Origin of the sequence: Nakamurella flavida, from assembly GCF_030811475.1 — a bacterium.
Taxonomy (GTDB): Bacteria; Actinomycetota; Actinomycetes; order Mycobacteriales; family Nakamurellaceae; genus Nakamurella; species Nakamurella flavida.
The window spans coordinates 2175927-2194789 of record NZ_JAUSQV010000001.1; the positions used below are offsets into that span (position 1 = coordinate 2175927).

At 71.9% G+C, this 18863-nt stretch carries 16 protein-coding genes; 3 read left to right on the forward strand and 13 right to left on the reverse strand.

Annotation, left to right across the window (positions count from 1 at the left end; all coding sequences use genetic code 11):
• Nucleotides 1–57 precede the first annotated feature (57 nt).
• The 7 genes from J2S58_RS09775 to J2S58_RS09805 all read right to left on the reverse strand — a co-directional run bounded on the left by J2S58_RS09775 (nucleotide 58) and on the right by J2S58_RS09805 (nucleotide 8402).
• The gene (locus J2S58_RS09775) at nucleotides 58–1350 is read right to left on the reverse strand and encodes a L,D-transpeptidase (protein ID WP_205258080.1); all 1293 of its coding nucleotides are present in this window, start codon (nucleotides 1348–1350) and stop codon (nucleotides 58–60) included.
• A 284-nt stretch (nucleotides 1351–1634) separates the two neighbouring features.
• Nucleotides 1635–2285 (reverse strand): transaldolase family protein, encoded by a 651-nt coding sequence (locus J2S58_RS09780; protein WP_205258079.1) that lies wholly within the window; start codon nucleotides 2283–2285, stop codon nucleotides 1635–1637.
• 36 nt (nucleotides 2286–2321) lie between these two features.
• Nucleotides 2322–3806, reverse strand: coding sequence for a xylulokinase (xylB, locus tag J2S58_RS09785; RefSeq protein ID WP_205258078.1), 1485 nt, complete (start codon nucleotides 3804–3806; stop codon nucleotides 2322–2324).
• Nucleotides 3803–4507, reverse strand: a complete 705-nt coding sequence (locus J2S58_RS09790; protein WP_205258077.1) for a KpsF/GutQ family sugar-phosphate isomerase — start codon at nucleotides 4505–4507, stop codon at nucleotides 3803–3805. Before J2S58_RS09790 ends, xylB begins: the two co-directional genes overlap by 4 nt.
• A 14-nt stretch (nucleotides 4508–4521) precedes the next feature.
• Nucleotides 4522–6111: a sugar ABC transporter ATP-binding protein gene (locus tag J2S58_RS09795; protein WP_205258076.1), complete on the reverse strand. Its 1590-nt coding sequence runs from the start codon at nucleotides 6109–6111 to the stop codon at nucleotides 4522–4524.
• Between the two features lies 1 nt (nucleotide 6112).
• Entirely contained in the window at nucleotides 6113–7243 is a 1131-nt protein-coding gene (locus tag J2S58_RS09800; RefSeq protein ID WP_205258075.1) for a substrate-binding domain-containing protein, read from the reverse strand.
• 106 nt (nucleotides 7244–7349) lie between these two features.
• On the reverse strand, nucleotides 7350–8402 hold the full coding sequence (locus tag J2S58_RS09805) for an ABC transporter permease (protein ID WP_205258074.1): 1053 nt from the start codon (nucleotides 8400–8402) through the stop codon (nucleotides 7350–7352).
• Nucleotides 8403–8533: 131 nt separating this feature from the next.
• Between J2S58_RS09805 and J2S58_RS09810 the strand changes: the two genes are divergently transcribed.
• On the forward strand, nucleotides 8534–9496 hold the full coding sequence (locus tag J2S58_RS09810) for a sugar-binding transcriptional regulator (protein WP_205258073.1): 963 nt from the start codon (nucleotides 8534–8536) through the stop codon (nucleotides 9494–9496).
• Complete coding sequence (locus J2S58_RS09815) at nucleotides 9493–10113, forward strand: beta/alpha barrel domain-containing protein (protein ID WP_205258072.1); 621 nt, start codon at nucleotides 9493–9495, stop codon at nucleotides 10111–10113. The genes J2S58_RS09810 and J2S58_RS09815 overlap by 4 nt, the downstream gene beginning before the upstream one ends.
• A 57-nt stretch (nucleotides 10114–10170) precedes the next feature.
• Here J2S58_RS09815 and J2S58_RS09820 read toward each other — a convergent pair whose 3' ends face one another.
• On the reverse strand, nucleotides 10171–10743 hold the full coding sequence (locus J2S58_RS09820) for a TetR family transcriptional regulator (RefSeq protein WP_205258071.1): 573 nt from the start codon (nucleotides 10741–10743) through the stop codon (nucleotides 10171–10173).
• A gap of 40 nt (nucleotides 10744–10783) precedes the next feature.
• Between J2S58_RS09820 and J2S58_RS09825 the strand changes: the two genes are divergently transcribed.
• Nucleotides 10784–11749: an SDR family NAD(P)-dependent oxidoreductase gene (locus J2S58_RS09825; protein WP_205258070.1), complete on the forward strand. Its 966-nt coding sequence runs from the start codon at nucleotides 10784–10786 to the stop codon at nucleotides 11747–11749.
• Between the two features lie 197 nt (nucleotides 11750–11946).
• Here J2S58_RS09825 and J2S58_RS09830 read toward each other — a convergent pair whose 3' ends face one another.
• From J2S58_RS09830 to J2S58_RS09850, 5 genes are read right to left on the reverse strand one after another with little or no spacing between them, the layout of a single operon-like run.
• Nucleotides 11947–13452, reverse strand: a complete 1506-nt coding sequence (locus tag J2S58_RS09830) for an aldehyde dehydrogenase family protein (RefSeq protein ID WP_205258069.1) — start codon at nucleotides 13450–13452, stop codon at nucleotides 11947–11949.
• Complete coding sequence (locus tag J2S58_RS09835; RefSeq protein WP_205258068.1) at nucleotides 13442–14596, reverse strand: enolase C-terminal domain-like protein; 1155 nt, start codon at nucleotides 14594–14596, stop codon at nucleotides 13442–13444. Before J2S58_RS09835 ends, J2S58_RS09830 begins: the two co-directional genes overlap by 11 nt.
• Entirely contained in the window at nucleotides 14593–15840 is a 1248-nt protein-coding gene (locus J2S58_RS09840) for a Gfo/Idh/MocA family protein (RefSeq protein WP_205258067.1), read from the reverse strand. Before J2S58_RS09840 ends, J2S58_RS09835 begins: the two co-directional genes overlap by 4 nt.
• Before the next feature lie 58 nt (nucleotides 15841–15898).
• Nucleotides 15899–17521 carry a GH39 family glycosyl hydrolase gene (locus J2S58_RS09845; RefSeq protein WP_205258066.1) on the reverse strand — a complete coding sequence of 541 codons (1623 nt, stop codon included), beginning with the start codon at nucleotides 17519–17521 and terminating at the stop codon, nucleotides 15899–15901.
• Nucleotides 17518–18855, reverse strand: coding sequence for an ABC transporter substrate-binding protein (locus tag J2S58_RS09850; protein WP_205258065.1), 1338 nt, complete (start codon nucleotides 18853–18855; stop codon nucleotides 17518–17520). Before J2S58_RS09850 ends, J2S58_RS09845 begins: the two co-directional genes overlap by 4 nt.
• Nucleotides 18856–18863: the final 8 nt, after the last annotated feature.

Here is an 18863-nt window from a genome sequence, read left to right on the forward strand (position 1 = left end):
TGCCCCGTCACGGTACGCGGGCCCGTCCCCGCACGACCGCTCGGTCCCGAGCCCGGATCAGATCTTGGACAGCGCCTTCCACTCGTCCCAGCTGTAGCTCCAGTCGTAGATGGCGTCGGCGTTCGTCATCGGTGTCCCGGTGTTGCTGACTTCGACCGGGTCGCCGTACAGCGCGGAGTTGTAGTAGTCCTCCGCGTCGCCGGGCCCCATGTTCACGCAGCCGTGGGAGACGTTCGCCTTGCCCTGGAACTCGACAGACTTGAGGTTCTCGTGGATGAACTCGCCGTTGTTGTTGATGCGCACGGCCCACTTCTCGTCCACACCGCAGTAGTCGAACTGCTGGTTGCACATCGAGAACACCGGAAACTTCTCGGTCACCACGTGGATGCCGCTGACCGTGGCCCGCCCGGGGACCGACTCCTTGCCGTAGGAGACGGGGTAGTTCTTCACCACGGCGCCGTCGACCTTGACCACCATGCGGAAGGTGTTGACGTCGGCCTCGACGATCTGGGCGCGCCCGATGGTGAAGTCCGACGAGATGTCCTCCCGGCCCCAGGCCGTGCCGTAGTCGACCCCGTTGAGATCGGCCTCGAAGTGCACGTTGGTGTAGGCGGGCCAGTACTCCTTGGGGCGGAAGTGCACGATCGACTGCAGCGTGCCGTTGCCCTGGATGTCCTCGTCCTGCAGCCAGCCCCAGGACCCTTCGATGTCGCCCTTGTCGGTGGTCACGTGCAGCGTGGCCTGGGCCGCGGCCTTGTCGGTGACCTGCCCGGCGAAGGTGATGATGAGCGGAGCGGCCACGCCGACGGTGGTGCCGGTCGGGATGTTGAACGCGGCCCGCATGGTCTCGGTCGGGTTGACGGTCGACATCTGACCCTGGATGGGGGTCGTCGCACCGTCGGCGGCCACCGCGGTGCCGGCGAAGGTGTAGGTCGTGTTGTAGGCGAGCCGATCGGTCAACGTCCAGGTGGCCCCGTCCTCGGCGATCTCCCCCTTCACCTCGACGCCGTCATCGGCCTTGACGGTCAGTTCGCCGATCTTGGCGGAGAACACGGTGATGGTGATGGGGTCGTTCGGGGGGAGGTCGGTGCTACCGAACGCGGGCAACGCGGACACCCGCACCTTGGTCGCCAGGTCACCGGCAGAGCTGGTCGCCGGGGCCGACGAGGCGCCGAGCCCGGGCGCGGTGACGCCGCTCGAGGTGGCCTGTGCGGTCACCGTGACGACGACCTCGTTCGAGGACGAGCAGGCGGTCAGGGCCATCAGCCCGGCAGCCGCGACGGCCGCCACCGCCGCCCAGCGGGGGCGGCCACCGGCCGGTCGTCGACGGGCGGGGGTCGATCGGAACATGCGTCTCCCTGTGTGCTGCGTCCTGCCGGGTGCTGCGTCCAGTCGGCTGTCCCGCCGACGGGCGACGAACCGGACATCGGTGACGATCAGTGCCGGGACCTGCGGTGATGGGACGCGCAGGGGGCCACGGCAGCCGACGTGAGGACCACGGTACGGCCCCACCCTGGGAGAGAAGGATCAAGAACTGATCACGACCGGCGGGCCCGGGCCTCCCCGGAACGGCACGGAACGACACCCGACGACGGAGCGCGAGTGGCTGTCACGGAGCGCACCCGGGACGACGATCAGCGCGCTGCGACTGCGGCGGTGACGGCCTCGAAGTGTTCGGCGGCGGCCACGGCGTACTCGTCGGCGAGCATCGTCTCGAGCAGGGCGGGTTCCAGGGTGAAGTCGACGATGCCGCCGGCGGCGAGCTCGGCGACCTCGTCCGGGGTGGCGAACCCTGCGGCGAGGATGCCGACCCCGGTGCCGGCCAGGATGCGGGCCATGGCCAGGGTGGTGGCCGCCCCGTCCCGGCCGTGCCGGGTCATCGGAGCCACGTACGGGGCGACGGAGTGCGCGCCCGCGGCCACGGCGAGCTGGGCGTGGGTGGCGTGGTGCACCGCGGTGATCAGCACCGGCACGCCCTCCCCGGACAACCGCGCCGCTGCGGTCAACCCGGCGCGGGTGGCCGGGATCTTCACGATGACGTCGTCACCGAGGGCGGCGATCTCCCGGCCGTGGGCGGTGACGGCGTCGGCGTCGTCGCCCAGGGTCTGGAAGTACACCCGCCGCGCCCCGGCGGCGGTGAGCCAGCGGTGGACGACCGGGAGATCGGCACGGCGGTAGCCGTTCCGGGCGAGGATCTCCGGGTTGGTGGTGACCCCGGCGAACAGCCCGGTGTCCAGCAGGGACTCGACGACCGGGCGGTCGGCGGAGTCGATGTAGAGGGCCATGACGGGCTCCGTGCTTCTCGTCGGGTCGCGGGCGGGTCAGGACGGGCGGTCGGCGCCGCGCCAGTCGGCCAGCGGGGTGTACCGCGGATCCAGCCCGACGGCGCGCTCCACCCGGGGCTCGATCGTGGACGTGGTCGGCGGGCACCAGGCGTCCCGGACCCGGGTGACCGGTCGCCCGGTGAGCACCGCGGCGGCCTGGACGCACGCGCCGCGCGCGGTGGCCTCGGGGGCGTCACGGGTGTGCACCGGTCGGCCGAGCTGGTCGGCCAGCACCTGCCGGTAGGCGGTGGACCGCGCTCCCCCGCCGGCGGCGACGATCTCCCCGCCGGTGGCGATGCCGGCCCCGGTGAGGGCCTGGTGGCCGCGGACGATGCCGCTGATCACGCCCTCGACGACGGCGAGCGCGAAGTCCTCGCGGGTGAGGTCGGTGGTCAGCCCGGCTAACAGTCCCTCGGCGGCGGGCCGGGCCGGGCTGCGCTCCCCGTCCAGGTAGGCGACGAGGACGGGGCGGCGCCGGGACGGGTCGGCGGCCAGCGCGAGGTCGCCGAGCTCGGGCGGGGTGACCCCGAGGACGCGGGCGAACGTGTCGGTGACCTTGGTGCAGTTCAGCGTGCAGACCAGCGGCAGGTACCCGCCCGCGGCGTCGGCGACCCCGTCCACCCAGCCGGAGGTGTCGTGCACGGAGTCCGGGGTGGTGGTGAGCACGACGCCGGAGGTCCCGAAGCTGTAGGCCACGTCGCCGGGCCGCAGGCCGAGCCCGAGCGCGCCCAGGTGCTGGTCACCGCCGCCCGCGCCGACCATCACGTCGGTGCGCAGGCCGAGCTCGGCCGCGGCGGACGCCTGGACGGTGCCGGCGGTCTCGTCCGGCCCGAGCACCCGGGGCAGCGCGGCCGCCCAGTTCAGGTCGGCCGAGACGAACCGCTCGAGGATCTCGGTCAGCCAGCGCCCCTGGGCCGCGGCGTAGTACCCGGTGCCGGACGCCTCCGAGCGGTCGGTCACCTTCTCCCCGGTCAGGCGGAAGGTCAGGTAGTCGTGCGGCAGCAGCACGGTGCGCAGCCGGGCCAGGTTCGCCGGCTCGTGCTCGGCCAGCCACGCGAGCTTGGTGACGGTGAGCGCGGCGGACGGGGTGAGGCCGATGGCGGCGACCCAGTTCGCCGCGCCGTACTCCGCCACCAGCCGGGCGGCCTGCGGGCCGGAGGTGGTGTCGTTCCACAGCTTGGCCGGACGCACCACGGTGTCGTCGGCGTCCAGCACGACCATGCCGTGGCACTGCGCGCCGACGCTGACCGCGTCGATGTCGCCCGCGTCGATCCCGGCGTCGGCGCAGGCGGCGGCCAGGGCGGCGGTGAGCGCCGACCACCAGCGGGCCGGGTCCTGTTCGCTGACCGGCGGATGGGTGACCGGGTGCGGGGCGCCGCCGGAGCCGAGCAGGGCACCGTCGTCGGCCCGGCGGATCTCCACCGTGCAGGACTGGGTGGAGCTGTCGATGCCGGCGACGAGCAGCCCGTGGGTGCCGCTCATCGGCCGGCCCCGGCCGGCGCGTCCAGGGTGAGCGGCGGCAACGCGTCGGGCGCCTCGTGCAGCTGACCGACGGCTCCGGACGGGTGGCTGTGCAGCACCTGCTCCCAGCCGTAACCGCGCAACCGCATGAGGACCAGCGCGAGCGCGTCCCCCCAGGCCGCGGTGACCAGCGTCGACCCCATGGCGATGACCTCCCCCGGGTCGACGCCGAGCGGGCTGGTCAGGGTGACGACGAGATCGGCCAGGGTGCCGAGCTCGGACTCCGGCGCAGCGGTCAGCGCGATGACCCGGGCCCCGCGGGCCTGCACCCGGGTGGTCAGGTCGTTGATCTCCCGCGAACCGCCGCCCCGCGAGATGGCCACGACGATGTCGCCGTCGCGGACGGCACCCATCGTGCCGTGCAGGGCGTCGGCGCCGGGCAGGTGCACCGAGGGGGTGCCGCAGACCGAGAACAGGTGGGCCATCCGGCGGGCGATCGCCCCGGAGGTGCCGGCTCCGGTCACGAAGACCATGCCGGTGCAGTCGAAGAGCCAGCGCGCGGCCTGCAGGAAGGTGTCGTCGAGCTGGTCGGCGACGGCGAGCACGCCCGCCGCCTCGCGCCGGATCGCCTCGCGGGCCTCGGCGAGAACAGTGCCGGCCGCCTCGTTCTGTGGCGTCTGCTGTGGCATCTGCTGTCCGGCCGTCTGCTCGGGGTGGGTCACGGTTCCTGCTTCCTTCACGCCGCGTCCCACGCGGCTTGGCGGAGGTCGACCACGGAGAGCTCCGCGGCCGGCCGGGTACGGCCGTCGCAGCGGCCCGAGCTGAACGTGACGACATCGTCGGCGACGTCCAGGATCTCTTCCTCCTCACTGGATACCACCACCACCGTCATGCCCTGCCGGTGGGCCAGGTCCTTGAGCAGCCGGTGGATCTCGGACTTGACCCCGATGTCCACGCCCTTGGTCGGCTCGTCCAGCAGCAGGACCCGGGGGCGCTGGGCCAGCGCCCGGGCGAGCAGCACCTTCTGCTGGTTGCCCCCGGACAGGCTGACCACCGGGGCGGCCCGGTTGCCGCGTACGTGCAGCAGGTCCATGTACTCGGTCGCGGTACGGCCCAGCGCGCGCTTGTCCAGCAGCCCGAGGCGGGAGAAGCGGTGCAGGATCGGCAGGACGACGTTCGTGGCGGAGTCCAGTCCGGGCACGATGCCGTCGGTCTTGCGTTCCTCGGTGAGGTAGACGAGCCCGGCCCGGGCGGCCTGCGCGGGGTTGCGCGGCCGGAACTCCCGGCCGTCCAGCCGGACGGTGCCGCCCTGCACGGTGTCCAGGCCGACCAGAGCGCGCAGCAGTTCGGTGCGGCCCGACCCGATCAACCCGTACAGCCCCAGCACCCGGCCCGGTCGCGCGCTCAGGCTGACGTCGCGCAGCGCCGCGGTGGCCAGGTGGTCGACCTGCAGGGCGACGGTGCCGTCCGGCCGGTCGGACGCCGCGGACGGCGCCGGGACATGCCCGGGGGCACCGGCCGGGTCGGTGGGCGTGCCCTCGTCGGCCCGGCCCTCCTGCAACAGGTGGACGGCGGCCTCCTCCCCCGCGATGGCCCGGACGACGTCGGCCCGGTCCACCGTGCGGGCGGACCCGGCGATGCGCACCCGCCCGTCCACCAGGGCGACCACGGTGTCGGCGACCTGGTACAGCTCGTCGAGCTTGTGGTCGACGAGCAGCACGCCGATCCCGGTGGTGCGGGCCAGCTCCCCGACGGTGTCGAGCAGCCGCACCACCTGTTCCCCCTCCAGCGAGGTGGTCGGCTCGTCGAGCAGCAGGAACCGTGATCCCCGCTGGGTGGCGATGGCGATCTCCAGCAGCTGCCGGGTGGCCACGGGGTAGTCGCCGAGCCGGCGGTCCACGTCGACCTGGACGTCGAACCGTTCGACGAGTTCCCGCGCGGCACGGCGCATCCGGTCCCGGGACAACTGCCCGAACCGACGGATCTCGTCGCCCAGGAACACGTTCTGGGTCACGGTGAGGTTCGGCAGCAGCGACAGCTCCTGGTACACCGTGGAGATCCCGGCGGCCAGCGCGGCCGCCGGGCCGGTGAGCGCGAGCGGGACGCCGTCCACCTCGATCGTCCCCTCGTCCGGGCGGACCGCCCCGGACAGGCACTTGAGCAGGGTCGACTTGCCGGCCCCGTTGTGCCCCACGAGCCCGACCACCTCACCGGGCCGGACGGTCAGATCGACCCCGGCCAGAGCGGGGACTCCCGCGTAGCGCTTGACGATGCCCGTGGCCCGGAGTCCCCCCTGCCCGGTGTCGTCGACCGTCCGGTCCGCCATGTCAGCCGACCTCGCCCGGTGCGGGCGTCTCGCCGTTCACGAAGAGCTTGAGCGGGCGCAGGATCTCGGCCTCGGGGGTGCCGCCGCCGAGCCAGCCCTGGATCTGCTCGACCACGCGCTTGCCGTAGTCGGCGGGCTCCTGGGCGACGCAGGCCGGGTAGGCGTCGGTGAGCGGCTCCTCGGAGGCGCAGAACCCGTACACCTTGACGTTCGCGTTGCCGGCGATGGCCTGCAGGGCCCCGTAGGACGCCGGGCCGGTGCTGGCGAACAGCACGCTGACGTCCGGGTTGCCCTGCAGCAGTTCGGTGGTGGCCTGCAGCGACACGTCCGGCTTGACGTTGCCGTCCACCTCGGCGACGACGCTCGCGTTCGCATCGGGGGCGATGGCGTCCTTGAAGCCCTGGTCGCGCACGACGACCGGGATCTCGTCGGGCTCGGTGATCAGCCCGACCTTGAACGCGGCGTCGGCACCCAGGTCCTTGAGCACCTGCTCGCCGATCTGCCTGCCGCCGGCGGCGTTGTCGGCGCCGAGGTACTGCACGATGCTCGCGCCCTGCGAGGACAGCGCGTCCGGGTCGACGGTGACGTTGACGGTGAACACCGGCACGCCGGCGTCGTTGGCCGCCTTGACGATGGCCGCGGCCGGTTCGGACTTGACGGCGTTGAGAGCCAGGGCGCAGGGCTGCTTCTGCAGCATGGCCTGCACCTGGCCGAGCTGGGTGGCGTCGTCGTCGTTCGCGATCTGCACCTCGATCGTGTAGCCGGCGGCGGACCCGGCGTCCTCGAAGCCCTGCTTCATGGCGACGTAGTACGGGTTGGTCAGGTTGGGCAGGGCCACGGCGATGTACGGGCTCGCCTCGTCGCACGCGGCGGGCCGCGGGATGGCGGCGGCCGCCGCCCCACCTCCGCTGGATGCGGAGCTGGAGCCGGCCGAGCTGGAGGCGGCCGAGCTCGAGCCGCTCGCCGCACTGCTCGTCGCGGCACTGCTGGAGGCCGCACTGCTGGAGGCGGCACTGCTGGTCGCGGTGGGGGCCGCGCTGGAGGTGCTGGCGCCGGTGTCCAGTCCGCCGCAGGCGGCCAGGGAGAGGGACGCGGCCGCGAGGAGCCCGGTGAACGCGATGCTTCGTCGCACGGTTCTGCCTTCCTTTGGGGGGTGGGGGGTGACTGCCGGGTGGGGGGTGGGGGGTGATTGCCAGGGGGAGGTGGGTCGGTGTCCGGTGGTGCGGAGGGTGCCGGGGTCAGGGCGCGGCACGGGCGGCGTCGAGAGTCCCGACCGCCTTCTCCGGGCCCGGTGGTGCGGACGGCCCGGTCGGCGGCCCGCCGCCCGGGCGGCCCAGGAGCCGACCGAGGTCCCGGAAGGACAGCCGCCGGCGCACGGTGTCCAGGCTGACGCCGATGAGGATGATGACCCCGATGACCAGGGGCTGCCAGAAGCTCTCGACCCCGATGACGTTCATGCCGTTGGAGACGGTGGCGATCAGCAGGGCGCCGAGGACGGCCCCGAGGATCGTGCCGATGCCACCGAAGAGGGACACGCCGCCGACCACCGCGGCCGCGATGGAGAAGAACAACTCGTTGCCCGATCCCGCGGTCGGGTAGCCGACCATGAGCCGGCTGGTGGTGATGAGCCCGCCGAAGGCCGCGCACAGTCCGCTGATCGCGTAGACCAGAATCGTGGTGCGGCCGATCTTGATACCGGCCAGCCGGGAGGTCTCGGCGTTCCCGCCGACGGCGTAGATGTGCACGCCGGTGGCCGTCCGGCGGAGGACGACCGTCAGCACCACCGCGGCGATCACCACGAGCACCACGGGCATGGGGACGCCGTAGAGGGACCCGCGTCCGATGATCGCGAAAAGCTGCTCGCGCACCGGCACCGAGCTGGCCCCGGTGAGGATCTGCGGGATGCTCGCCGCGATGCCGAACGTCGCGAAGGTGACGATGAACGGCGGCAGCCGCAGGTAGTGGATGACGGCGCCGTTGAAGACGCCCACGGTGACCCCGGCGACCAGGGCGATGAGCGCGGCCACCGGCCAGGACGCCCCCTCGCGCATGGCGATGGCGGCGAGCATCCCGGTGAGGGCGACGTTGGAACCGGTGGACAGGTCGATCCCGCCGGTCAGCAGCACGAAGGTCTGCCCGAGGGCGAGGAAGGCGATCACGGCCCCGTTGAGCAGCAGGACCTGGAAATTACCGACGGTGCCGAAGTTGTCGGACAGCAGGCTCAGGGTCAGCACGACCACGATCAGGATCCCGAGGATGCCGATCTCGTCCGGGATTCGCCGCTTGGTCACTCGCGCCTCCTTGCGCTACCGCTCATATGAGCGTTACTCTCGCTCGTCTGTGCCACCCTAGGAGGGCGGCTCGGGGACGACAAGCCCCTTCGGTCACGAAGACGTCACGACTGTGCGGGGAGGATGCTCGGATGAGCGGCGACGGAGCGCTGGCCGAACGGCGGCTGATCACCTCGGTGGCCCGGCGCTTCTACCTGGACGACATCTCCAAGGTGCAGATCGGCCAGGAGTTCGGGCTGTCCCGGTTCAAGGTGGCCCGCCTGCTCGAACAGGCCCGGTCGACGGGCATCGTCACCATCACGCTGGACGACGGCGGCCTGCCGGACGACCCGCTGTCCGCCCGTCTGCGCGAGCACCTGCAGCTCGCCGAGTGCCTGGTGGTGGGCACGCACGGCGGTGACGTCGAGGCCCGCCGGCAGGTCGGCGGCGCCGCGGCGGCACTGCTCACCGACACCCTGGGCGACGGGGACGTGCTCGGCCTGGCCTGGGGTCGGACGATCACCGCGATGACCACGGAACTCCGCTCCCTGCCGCCGGTCTCGATCGTGCAGCTCACCGGGGTGGTCGGGGCCGACCTGACCGAGTCGCCCGTGGAGGTGGTGCGGCGGGCGTCGCGCCGCGCGGGCGGGCAGGCCCATGCCATCTTCGCCCCGCTGCTCCTGCACGACGCGGCCACCGCGGCCGGGCTGCGCCGGCAGCCCGATGTCGCGCAGGCACTGGCGCTGTTCTCCCGGATCACCGTGGCCTTCGTCGCGGTGGGATCGTGGGACCCGCCGATCTCGCAGCTGCGCGAGGTGATGACGCCGGAGGACCGTGCGGAACTGGAGCGCCAGGGTGTGCAGGCCGAGGTGGCCGGCGTGCTCATCGACGCCGACGGCACCCTGGTCGGGCGGGAGATGGCGGAACGGTGCCTGTCCATCACCGCCGCACAGCTGGCCGCCGTCCCCCGCGTGGTCGCCGTCGCGGCAGGGGCGGCCAAGGCAGCGGCGGTGATGGCGGTGACCCGGTCCGGGCTGATCTCGGCCCTGGTCGTCGACCGCGCACTGGCGGAGGCACTGCTGGCCATGCCTTTTCGAGCGGACCCCCCGGCATGACCCGTCGCGTGGCGGTCTCCCTGTGGTCGGTGCCGGAGCCCGCCCAGGACCCCACACTGAGCACGCTGCGGACCGCGGGCCTGGACCACGTGCACTGGGACCTGACCGACGGGGTGTTCGCCGCCGCCGGCGGCTTCCCGGCCGATCGCGCCCGCACGCTCACCGCCGCGCACGGCCTGCGCGCCGAGGCCCACCTCATGGTCACCGACCCGCTCGCCCACGTGGACGCCTGGACCGACTTCTGCGAACTGGTCGTGGTGCACGCCGAGACACCGGACCACCTCGCCGCACTCCGGCGCATCGAGAAGCGCGGCGCCCGCGCCGGTCTCGCCCTCTCCCCCGGGACCCCGGCCGACGTCGTGCCGCCCGGTGAGCTGGCCGTGCTGGTGATGAGCATCGTCCCCGGGCAGGCCGGATCCACCTTCACCCCGAGCACCCTCGGCACGGTCCGCGAGCTGCGAACCGGCGACCCCGACCGGCTGGTCGGACTGGACGGCGGAGTGCAGCGCCGCCACCTCGACGACATCCGGCAGGCCGGTGCGTCCTGGTTGGTGAGCGGGACCGACCTGACCGGCGCGGGCGATCCGGCCGGGTGGTTGGCGGACGCGCGCGCCTGAGCGGGCCGAGGCCACCGTGTCTCGCGAGTCCGGGCCGGGGCTGCAGGGTCTCCCCGATCACGGCCCCAGGGCGCGCGTGACGACCAATCGGAGCGCGGCGCGGCGCCGTTCGTGGTCGGCCCCGCCGTCCGCGGCCGATGCGGTGTAGGTCGCGCTCACCGGTGACCAGGTGCCGGCCAGCGCGATGACCAGGGAGTACACCTCGTCCGGCCGGATGCCGGCGAGGATGCGGCCCTGCTCCTGCGCCCGGGCAATCGCCCGGTTCTTGGGCTCGGACAGCTCGCGGTGGCCGCTGAGCAGATCACCGGTCGGCACCCGTTCCAGCCGGTTCCAGCTCGCCAACCGGACCAGTTCCGGTGCGGCCAGGTAGGAGTCGTACAGGCGGACGGCGTAGCCCGGGAGGTCGTCGGCGTCGAACGGCACGGAGTCGACGATGCCGTGGAGCTGATCGTCGAAGACGGCGTCGAACAGGCCGTCCTTCGACCCGAACCAAGCGTACATCTGGGCCTTGTTCACCCCGGACGACGCCGCGATGCGGTCCACCCGTGCCCCCACGATGCCGTGCTGGGCGAACTCCGCCGCGGCCGCCGCGAGCAATCGCCGCCGGCTCGCCTCCCCGTCCCTCACCATCGCCCGAGCATACAACCAACTAGTTGGTTACCATGGTCGCATGACACGGATCCGGAGTGAGTTCAGCAGTAGGTCCACCGCCCTGCAGGTGGTGGACGGCGTCGACCTGGCCGGGCGACGGGCCGTCGTGACGGGCGCTGCCTCGGGCATCGGGGTGGAGACCGCCCGCGCGTTGGCCCACGCCGGCGCCCAGGTGACCCTCGCCGTGCGGGACACGGCCGCCGGGGAGCGCGTGGCCGCCGACATCGCCGACTCCAGCGGCCGGACGGACCTCGTCGTGGCCCACCTCGATCTCGCCGACCTGGCGAGCGTCGACGCGTTCACCCGGGCCTGGCAGGGCCCGCTGCACATCCTGGTCAACAACGCCGGGGTGATGGATTCCCCGCAGGGGCGGACGGCGCAGGGGTGGGAGACCCAGTTCGGCACCAATTATCTCGGTCACTTCGCGCTCGCCACCGGTCTGCACGGCGCGCTGGCCGCCGCCGGCGACGCGCGCATCGTGGCCGTCTCCTCCAGTGGTCACGCCGCCTCGCCGGTCGTCCTGGACGACCTGTTCTTCGATCGTCGCCCGTACGACCCCAACCTGGCCTACGGGCAGTCGAAGACGGCCGATGCCCTCTTCGCCGTCGAGGCCAGCCGCCGGTGGGCCGCCGACGGGATCACCGCCAACTCGCTGGATCCGGGTGGCATCTGGACCCCGCTGCAGCGCCACTGGAGCCCGGAGCGCCGCGCCGCCGCGGAGGAACAGGCGCGGGGGGCGGCGGCGGCGGGCCTGTTCCACATGAAGTCGACCGAACAGGGCGCGGCCACGTCGGTCTTCCTGGCCACGTCCCCGCTCGTCGCCGGCATCGGCGGCCGGTACTTCCAGGACTGCCAGGAGGCCGAGGTCGTGTCGGAGCTCAACGGACTGGACGGCGTCCTCCCGCACGCCCTGGACCCGCAGGCGGCCCGGCAGCTCTGGGACGTCAGCGAGCAGCTGATCACCCGGGCCAGGACGACCGCCTGAAGTGCGGCGAGGAGTCGACCCAGGGCCCGCGTGCACGGACGAATTGCTCAGTCGGTCGCGCATCGACGCCGTGGCACCGGCGCCCCGGCCGGTGGTCTCGGAACGGTGGGCCGAGCCGGTAGTGGGGTCCCGACGCGCCCGAGGGGGGGCAAGAATCGGCCTACCCGACTCGACTTCCCTCAGAGGAAGTGCCCGGGTCAGGCCGCCGGGACCAACCTGCCGTCGATACGCCGCGTGAGGTCGGTACGGCCGTCCTGGAGCACCGGCGGCAGCAGACCCTGCGGCATGTCCTGGAAGCTCACCGGGGTGAGGAACCGGCGGATCGAGGTGGGGCCGACCGACGTGTGCAGCGAACCCGTGGTGGCCGGCCACGGGCCACCGTGGTGCATCGCCCAGGCGACGGCCACACCGGTGGGCCAGCTGTTCATGATGATCCGGCCGCACCGGTGCCGCAGTCGGTCGACGACGGTGCCGGCCAGTGCGATGTCCGACTCGTCGTCCAGATCCGCGTGCACCGTCCCCGTCAGGGAGCCGGGCAGGATCGAGGACAGGGATGCCAGTTGTGTGGCCACGGTGGTCGAGTCGGTGTCCTCGTAGGTGATCAACAGCGTGGCCGGGCCGAAACGTTCGGCGAGATATGCGTCCGGCGCTGCGATCACGTCCGCGAGCCGCACGGAACCGAGCCACGGCCCGGCCGACTCGACGGTGCTCCTCGCATCGTGGTCGACGAGAACGCCCGGCAGCTGACCCAATTCCGCGGTCCCCTGGACGAATGCGCGGCCGATGCTCTCGGTGAGCAATGCACCGGTGTCCATCCCGGACAGGTGGGCGGTGACGGCATCGCCCAGTCGGGCCGATGCCGGCACGGCCACGACACCGGGTTTGGTGCAGAACTGCCCCCGTCCGAGGGTGAAGGAAGCGGCCAACCCGCCGGCGATCTGTTCGCGCTGGTGGCGGGCGGCGGCGGGCAGGACCACGACGGGGTTGACGGAGCCGAGTTCGCCGTAGAACGGGATGGGGTCCGGCCGGTCCTGCGCGACCGACAGCAGTTGCCGGCCCACGTGCTCCGACCCTGTGAATGCGCCTGCTTTCACCCGCGGATCGGCCAGAGCCTGCCGGCCGGCCTGCTGTCCGGTGAATCCGATGATCCAATCCGGCGGCGCCCCGGCGGCCCGCAGGGCCGTGCGGGCGACCTGCAGGGTCGCCCAGGACAGCTCCGGGTGACCGGAGTGGATCTTGAGCAGCACGGGACAGCCGGCCGCCCAGGCGGCAGCGGTGTCTCCACCCAGGACGCTGAAGGCGAACGGGAAGTTGCTCGCCGCGAAGACCACCACGGGCCCGACGCCTTGGAGCATCCGGCGCAAGTCGGGCCGGGGCGGAGTCTTCTCGGGGTCGGCGTGGTCGATCGTCAGCTCGTAGCAGCTGCCGTCGAGGGCAGCCGCGGCAAGCAGGCGCAACTGCCCGGAGGTCCGCGTCACTTCCCCGCTCAGCCGGGCGGGGGTCAGATGGGTCTCCCGCTCGGCGATTCCGACGAGGTGGTCCGCTGCGGCGTCCAGCGCATCGGCCACCGCGGTCATCCAGGAGGCCCACATGGACGGCTGGGCGTCTCGGGTCGAGAAGTACACCTCCTGACCACGTCCGATCAGGGCATCGATGGTGGAGGTCGAGGAGGTGGCCGGGGCGGTCGAGACGTCAACAGGCATAACGGTTCACGGCTTCCTCGTCGAGGGTGATCCCGAAGCCGGCGGCCGACGACGGGGTGATCCGACCGGCGTCCGGGAATGCGGCGCCGTGCAGAACGGTGGGGGCGGTGTCCCAGGCGGCTCCCTGAGCGGTGCCCACGAACCACTCCGCCGGGTGATCGGGACAGCGGGCGGACACCAGCGGCAGGGAGAAGGGCCCGGCGCCCAGGTGCGGAGCCAGGCGCGAACGGGCTGAGGGTCCGAGTCCGGCAACCGGTGTGCGGTCGGCCAGGTCGGCCAGGCGCAGGGCCGCGGTGAGTCCTCCGCACCACATGACGTCCGGTTGCCAGATGCCCACCCCGGCGGCGGCGAGCGCCAGGAACTCGTGCGGGTGGGTCAGGTGTTCACCGCCGGCGATGGGTACCGGCGCAGCGTTGACCACCGCCGGCAGGTCTCCGGTGTGATCCGGGGGCAGCGGCTCTTCCAGCCAGGTCAGCCCGGCGGCGTGCAGTGCGGGCGCGACCTCGGCCACGAACGCCGGTGTCCAGCCCATCCACGCATCTGCCATCAGGGCGGCTTCGGGCCCAGCCTCCACCCTGGCCCGTTCGAGCACCCGGCTGACCGCCTCGACGGCGGAAGGCCCGTCCCAGGGGCCGCGGGGCATACCGATCTTCACCGCCGGGAAGCCGGCCGCGACGAACTCGGCGACCCGGTTGCCGGTGGCGTAGACCGGTATCTCGGTTCCGGTGCCGCCCAGGAGTGCGGTGACCGAAACGCCTTCTGCGTGCCCCCGCATGTCCCACAGAGCGAGATCCAGCGCGGACCTCGCCATCGCGGCCAGGCCACCGGTCCCGTACGGGTAGCACGCCCGGCGCAGCCGGTCCCATTGGGCCGCGATGTCGGTGGGGTCGGTCCCGACCAGCAGGGGGCCGAGGTGTTCGCGCAGCAGCGCCGCGACGGCCTGCCCGCCGTGGGTCATCCCGATGCCGCGGAGAGGTCCGGCGCTGATCTCGACCAACACCTCCCCCATGGACCCGTACCAGCTGGACCGCCGGTGCCGGTGGGCCGGGACGGCGTCCATCGGTGAGGTGATCTCGGCCGAGGCCAGGACGGTCGGGACGGCCAGTGCCGCCACCCTGACCCCGTCGATCTGCGGCACGCTCATGGTCGGGCTCTCCCGAATTCCGCGGGCACCACCGGTCCACCGTCCCGGCCCGCCCGCGCCACCGCCTCGACCAGGGCCATGGCCCGCAGCCCGGTCGCCGCGTCGACCTCGGGGGTGCCGCCGCCGCGGACCGCCGTCACGAAATCCGCGAGCTCGATGGCCACCAGGGTGCCGTCGATGTACGCGAAGTCCCCCGCGCCGGCCACGGTGCGCGCATCGCCCCACAGGCCGGCCTCCACCGGGGGCAGCGACCAGGCGGGGCCGTCGTCCGGGTCCGCCAGGGCGGCCAGCTCCTCCCGGCCGACCACGGCACCGTCCAGGGTGACCCTGGGCAGCGAACCGGATCGGTCGGGGGGCAGTTCGATGGACCCTGCCGCACACCAGATGGTGCGTTCAGCACGCCGCAGGCCATGAGCGGCCTGGTGTTGCACCCATTGGCCCACTGCACCGCCGGTGAAGGACAACAGGGCCGCCAACACGTCGTCCGCGTCTGCTTCGACGGTCTCCGGCAGTTCGGGGGTGAAGCGGTCGTAGAAGGCCGAGGAACCGACCGTCATGGTGCTGGCCCGTCGCCGGATCGGTTCCTCCAGCCTGGTGATCCCGCCCAGGACGGCCGCGACCGGTCCGAGCAGGTACTCCAGCACGTCCGCGTTGTGCACGGCGACGTCCAACAGCAGCCCACCGGATTCCGCGCGATGCCGCCAGGGCGTGAGCTGGATGGCATCGGCACCGGTGAACACCTGGTCGAGCACGAAGCGGGGACGGCCCAGACGCCCTGACCGCAGAACAGAACGCGCCCACCGGTTGACCGGTTCCCGGCGGACGTTCTCGGCCACGGCCAGCACCACCCCTGCCGCGTGGGCTGCCCGCATCGTCTCCACGCCGGAGTTCACGTCGGTGGTCAGGGGTTTCTCCACCAGGATCGACACTCCGGCAGCGACCAGCTCGGCACAGATGGAGGCGTGGGCGATGGTCGAACTGGCCACGACGGCACCGTCCACGGCCGCCGCGGCGAGCCCGGCGGCGATCGAGCCGGCCACGGCGGGCCGGTGCCCCGTTGCCTCGGCCACCTCATCGGCCAGGGCCTGCGCCCGCTCCCGGACCTGATCGACCAGACAGCTGAACCGCACCTGGGAGCCGTCGAAGCCCTCGTGTCCGATGCCCACGAGCCTGCTCAGACCCGCGACATAGCGCCGGCCCATCCCGCCGCAACCGATGAGCATCAACTCCATCGGACGCACCATCCCCCCGGCATCGCTACCGCGGTGCTCGCGAAGGAAGTTGCGACGGCGTCCGGCCCGCTCACGCGGGCGTCTCCAGGTCGAACTCGAGGAGCACCATGCCGTGCATCGGGACTGCGACGGTGAGCCGGCCGCCGTCTTCCCCCGGCTCGGCGATGACCGGTTCCCAGGTCAGCATGCCCTCGCTGCGGAGTTGCTGGACCTGACCGGCATCGGGCCAGGCGGGCCGGCCGAGCCGTTCCCAGGCGCGGTAGGTGTTGCCGTGCCGCGCATCCAGCCGTGACATGCGCAGTGCGCCGGCGGCCGGAAGGTGGACGGTGAGCTCCGCGTCGCCCTCCGCCCACCAGTTGTCGTGGTGATTCGTGAGCAGCACGCGCATCACCGCACCGTCACTGCCCCCGAGGGCCGCCACCTCACCGGCGGCATCACCCCGTACCTCGATGGGCAGGCGCGGCAGGCCGGTGAGGGACTCGAGCATCCGCAGGCCGTTGAGAATCGGCTTCTCGACGTCGTCGTTGTCCAGCAGCGTCCGGTTCCCCTCGAACCAGCGCTTCCCTTCCATGTAGAACGCCCAGTGGGTGATCTGCTCGACCGAGTCGAAACGCTCGTCCTGCAGGTCGTGGATGAGCCGGGCGACGAACGAGGGGTAGTACTCGGAATTGGTGACTCCGAAGGAGGGGTTGTCGAACTCGCCGTAGACGGTCCCGACGGCGGGATCGCACTCGTCCACCAGCACCGGGAGATCGGCGAGCTCGGGATGCTTCGCGATGACCGCCAGGTTCCGGGAGATGTCCTCGAGCATGACCGCGCGGGAGGGTGTCTGACGCTCGGCCGGGGTGAAGTGGTCGTAGTGGCGCCGCGGGTCGTAGTGGGCCCCCTTGGTGTGGAAGGACAGGAAATCCGGGACTGTGTCGTGGTCGATCGCGTTGCGGCAGAACCGGTCGAGCTCGGTCGAGCCGTGGGCAGTGGTGGCCGGTCCGCCGATCTGCCCGTCGGGCAGGACGTCGCGGAACGCCCGGCACGTGACGTCCCACAGCCGCATGTATTCCTCCCAGGTCCCCTTCCAGTAGTTGGGGATGTCCGGCTCGTTCCACATCTCGAACCGCCAGCCGGCGACGGCCGCGCGGCCGTACCGCTCGATGAAGTGGTTCACCAGAGCCCGGACGAGGTCGGACCATTGCTCCTCGTCGGCCGGCGGGTACTTCCAGTTGCCCAGCTCGTAGTCCTCGTAGCCGACGTCCGCTCCCGGTTCGAAGCCGGCGCTGCGGCTGCTGATGCGGGACAACTCGCGGGGCATGAACCCGAGCTCGACCAGGGGTGTCCCGCCCCCGGCAGTGATCGCGTCGTAGGTGGCGTCCAGGATGTCCCAGCGGTACCGGACGGACCCGTCCGGTAGGCGATGGAAGACGTCGCCGGACCCCCATGCCGGGATGGACCACCCGTTCCCGCTGGTCAGGGTGTTGTGCATACGGATGCTGAAGCCGGCGGGGAGGACGTCGTCACCCAGGAGAGCGAGCAGACCGACGCCCCGACGGGTCGAGGTCCAGTTGAGTTCGTCATAGCCGACCCCGTGCCAGAGCCGACGCACCGGCCCGGCCGTCTCCCCACCGACGTACACGGCTGCGGTCCTCGAGTTCCGCTTCGCCCCGTTCGTCGTGACCACGGCCTCGTTCGTGATCGTCACTGCTGACCCGCGATCGCCTTGAGTTCGCCGTCCAGGGTGGTGACCGCCCCGTCGACGGTCTGCGCTCCGGTGAACACGTCCAGGACCGCCTTGCTGAACAATGCCTTGCCCTCGGCCTCGCCGAGGTAGGGCACATTGCCGTAATCCGGTCCGCCGTACCGCACGGCGGTCTGGAGTTGTTCGATGAGCACCTTGAGGTTGGGGTCGTCGGTGAAGAAGGGGTCCGCCGCCAGCTCCTTGGTCACCGGGAGGGCGGCGCCCTTGGTGGCCTTGACGTACTCGCCGTACCACGTCGGATCGAACAGGTAGTTGATCAACGCCTTGGCATCCTCCGGTGCCTGCGTGCCGGCGAAGGCGAACAATTCGAATCCGCCCAGGAAGGACCGGGAAACATCACCGGCCTTCGGCACCGGGGTGAGCACCGCACCGATGTTCTCCGAGAGGGAGGGGTCGATGGTGTTCAACGCGAGCAGCACCTCACCGTTGGCCCAGTACATCGCCGACTTCTTCTGCGCGAACAACTGGGTGACGTCATTGTTCTTGTAGGTGGGGAAAGCTGCGGGGATCGCCCCGGCGTCGTACATGTCCTTGAGCAACTGGAGCGCGGCGCGGTGTCCTTCGGTGTCCGCCGAGATCTGTCCCTGGGCATCGAGCAGCGGCGCGCCGGCAGCGGTTGCCAGGGGGATGAACAGCTGGCCGGGCTGGGGACCCTCCGGCCCGAACAGGAACCCGAACTGGTCATCCCCGCGGGTGGTCGCCTTGGCCACGGCCAACCATTCGTCCCAGGTGGTGGGAGGCTCGACGCCGGCCTGCTCCAGCAGATCCTTGTGGTAGAAGAGCACCCTCGTCTCCACGTACCACGGCACGCCGAAGGTGGCGTCCTCGTACACCACGAAGGCGTCCTTCTGCAGGTCGAGCAGCCGATCCTCCAGGCCGGCGAAGACGTCGTCGATGTTCAGCAGGTTGCCCGCCGCTGCGAACCCGAGGGTGACATCGGGGCCCTGCTGGCCGACATCGGGTGGGTTGCCGGCCGCCAAAGCGGCCTGCGTCTTCTGCACGGACTCCTGGAAGACCAGGAATTGCGGGGTGACCGTGGTCCCCCGCTCGGCGTCGAAGGCGGCCAGACGCTCGATGATGCGCGGTTGGCGAGCACCGTTGTCCTGGGTCTCCCGCGTCCAGAACTCGAGCGCCGCACCGGCCGTGGCGCCGGAACCTGCCGCTGCACCGGCCGGCGCGGTCGAGGTCGAGCAGGCGGCGAGCCCACCCAGGGCGGGGATCGCGGCGAGCGCCGACATCGCCTGCAGCAGTTGACGTCGGTTCATCTGGTGGGTCACGAGGGCTC

Coding starts and splice junctions, on each gene's coding strand:
- J2S58_RS09775 (WP_205258080.1), bottom strand. CDS start 1,350: ATGTTCCGATCGACCCCCGCCCGTCGACGACCGGCCGGTGGCCGCCCC.
- J2S58_RS09780 (WP_205258079.1), bottom strand. CDS start 2,285: ATGGCCCTCTACATCGACTCCGCCGACCGCCCGGTCGTCGAGTCCCTG.
- xylB (WP_205258078.1), bottom strand. CDS start 3,806: ATGAGCGGCACCCACGGGCTGCTCGTCGCCGGCATCGACAGCTCCACC.
- J2S58_RS09795 (WP_205258076.1), bottom strand. CDS start 6,111: ATGGCGGACCGGACGGTCGACGACACCGGGCAGGGGGGACTCCGGGCC.
- J2S58_RS09810 (WP_205258073.1), top strand. CDS start 8,534: ATGAGCGGCGACGGAGCGCTGGCCGAACGGCGGCTGATCACCTCGGTG.
- J2S58_RS09815 (WP_205258072.1), top strand. CDS start 9,493: ATGACCCGTCGCGTGGCGGTCTCCCTGTGGTCGGTGCCGGAGCCCGCC.
- J2S58_RS09820 (WP_205258071.1), bottom strand. CDS start 10,743: ATGGTGAGGGACGGGGAGGCGAGCCGGCGGCGATTGCTCGCGGCGGCC.
- J2S58_RS09825 (WP_205258070.1), top strand. CDS start 10,784: ATGACACGGATCCGGAGTGAGTTCAGCAGTAGGTCCACCGCCCTGCAG.
- J2S58_RS09830 (WP_205258069.1), bottom strand. CDS start 13,452: ATGCCTGTTGACGTCTCGACCGCCCCGGCCACCTCCTCGACCTCCACC.
- J2S58_RS09835 (WP_205258068.1), bottom strand. CDS start 14,596: ATGAGCGTGCCGCAGATCGACGGGGTCAGGGTGGCGGCACTGGCCGTC.
- J2S58_RS09840 (WP_205258067.1), bottom strand. CDS start 15,840: ATGGTGCGTCCGATGGAGTTGATGCTCATCGGTTGCGGCGGGATGGGC.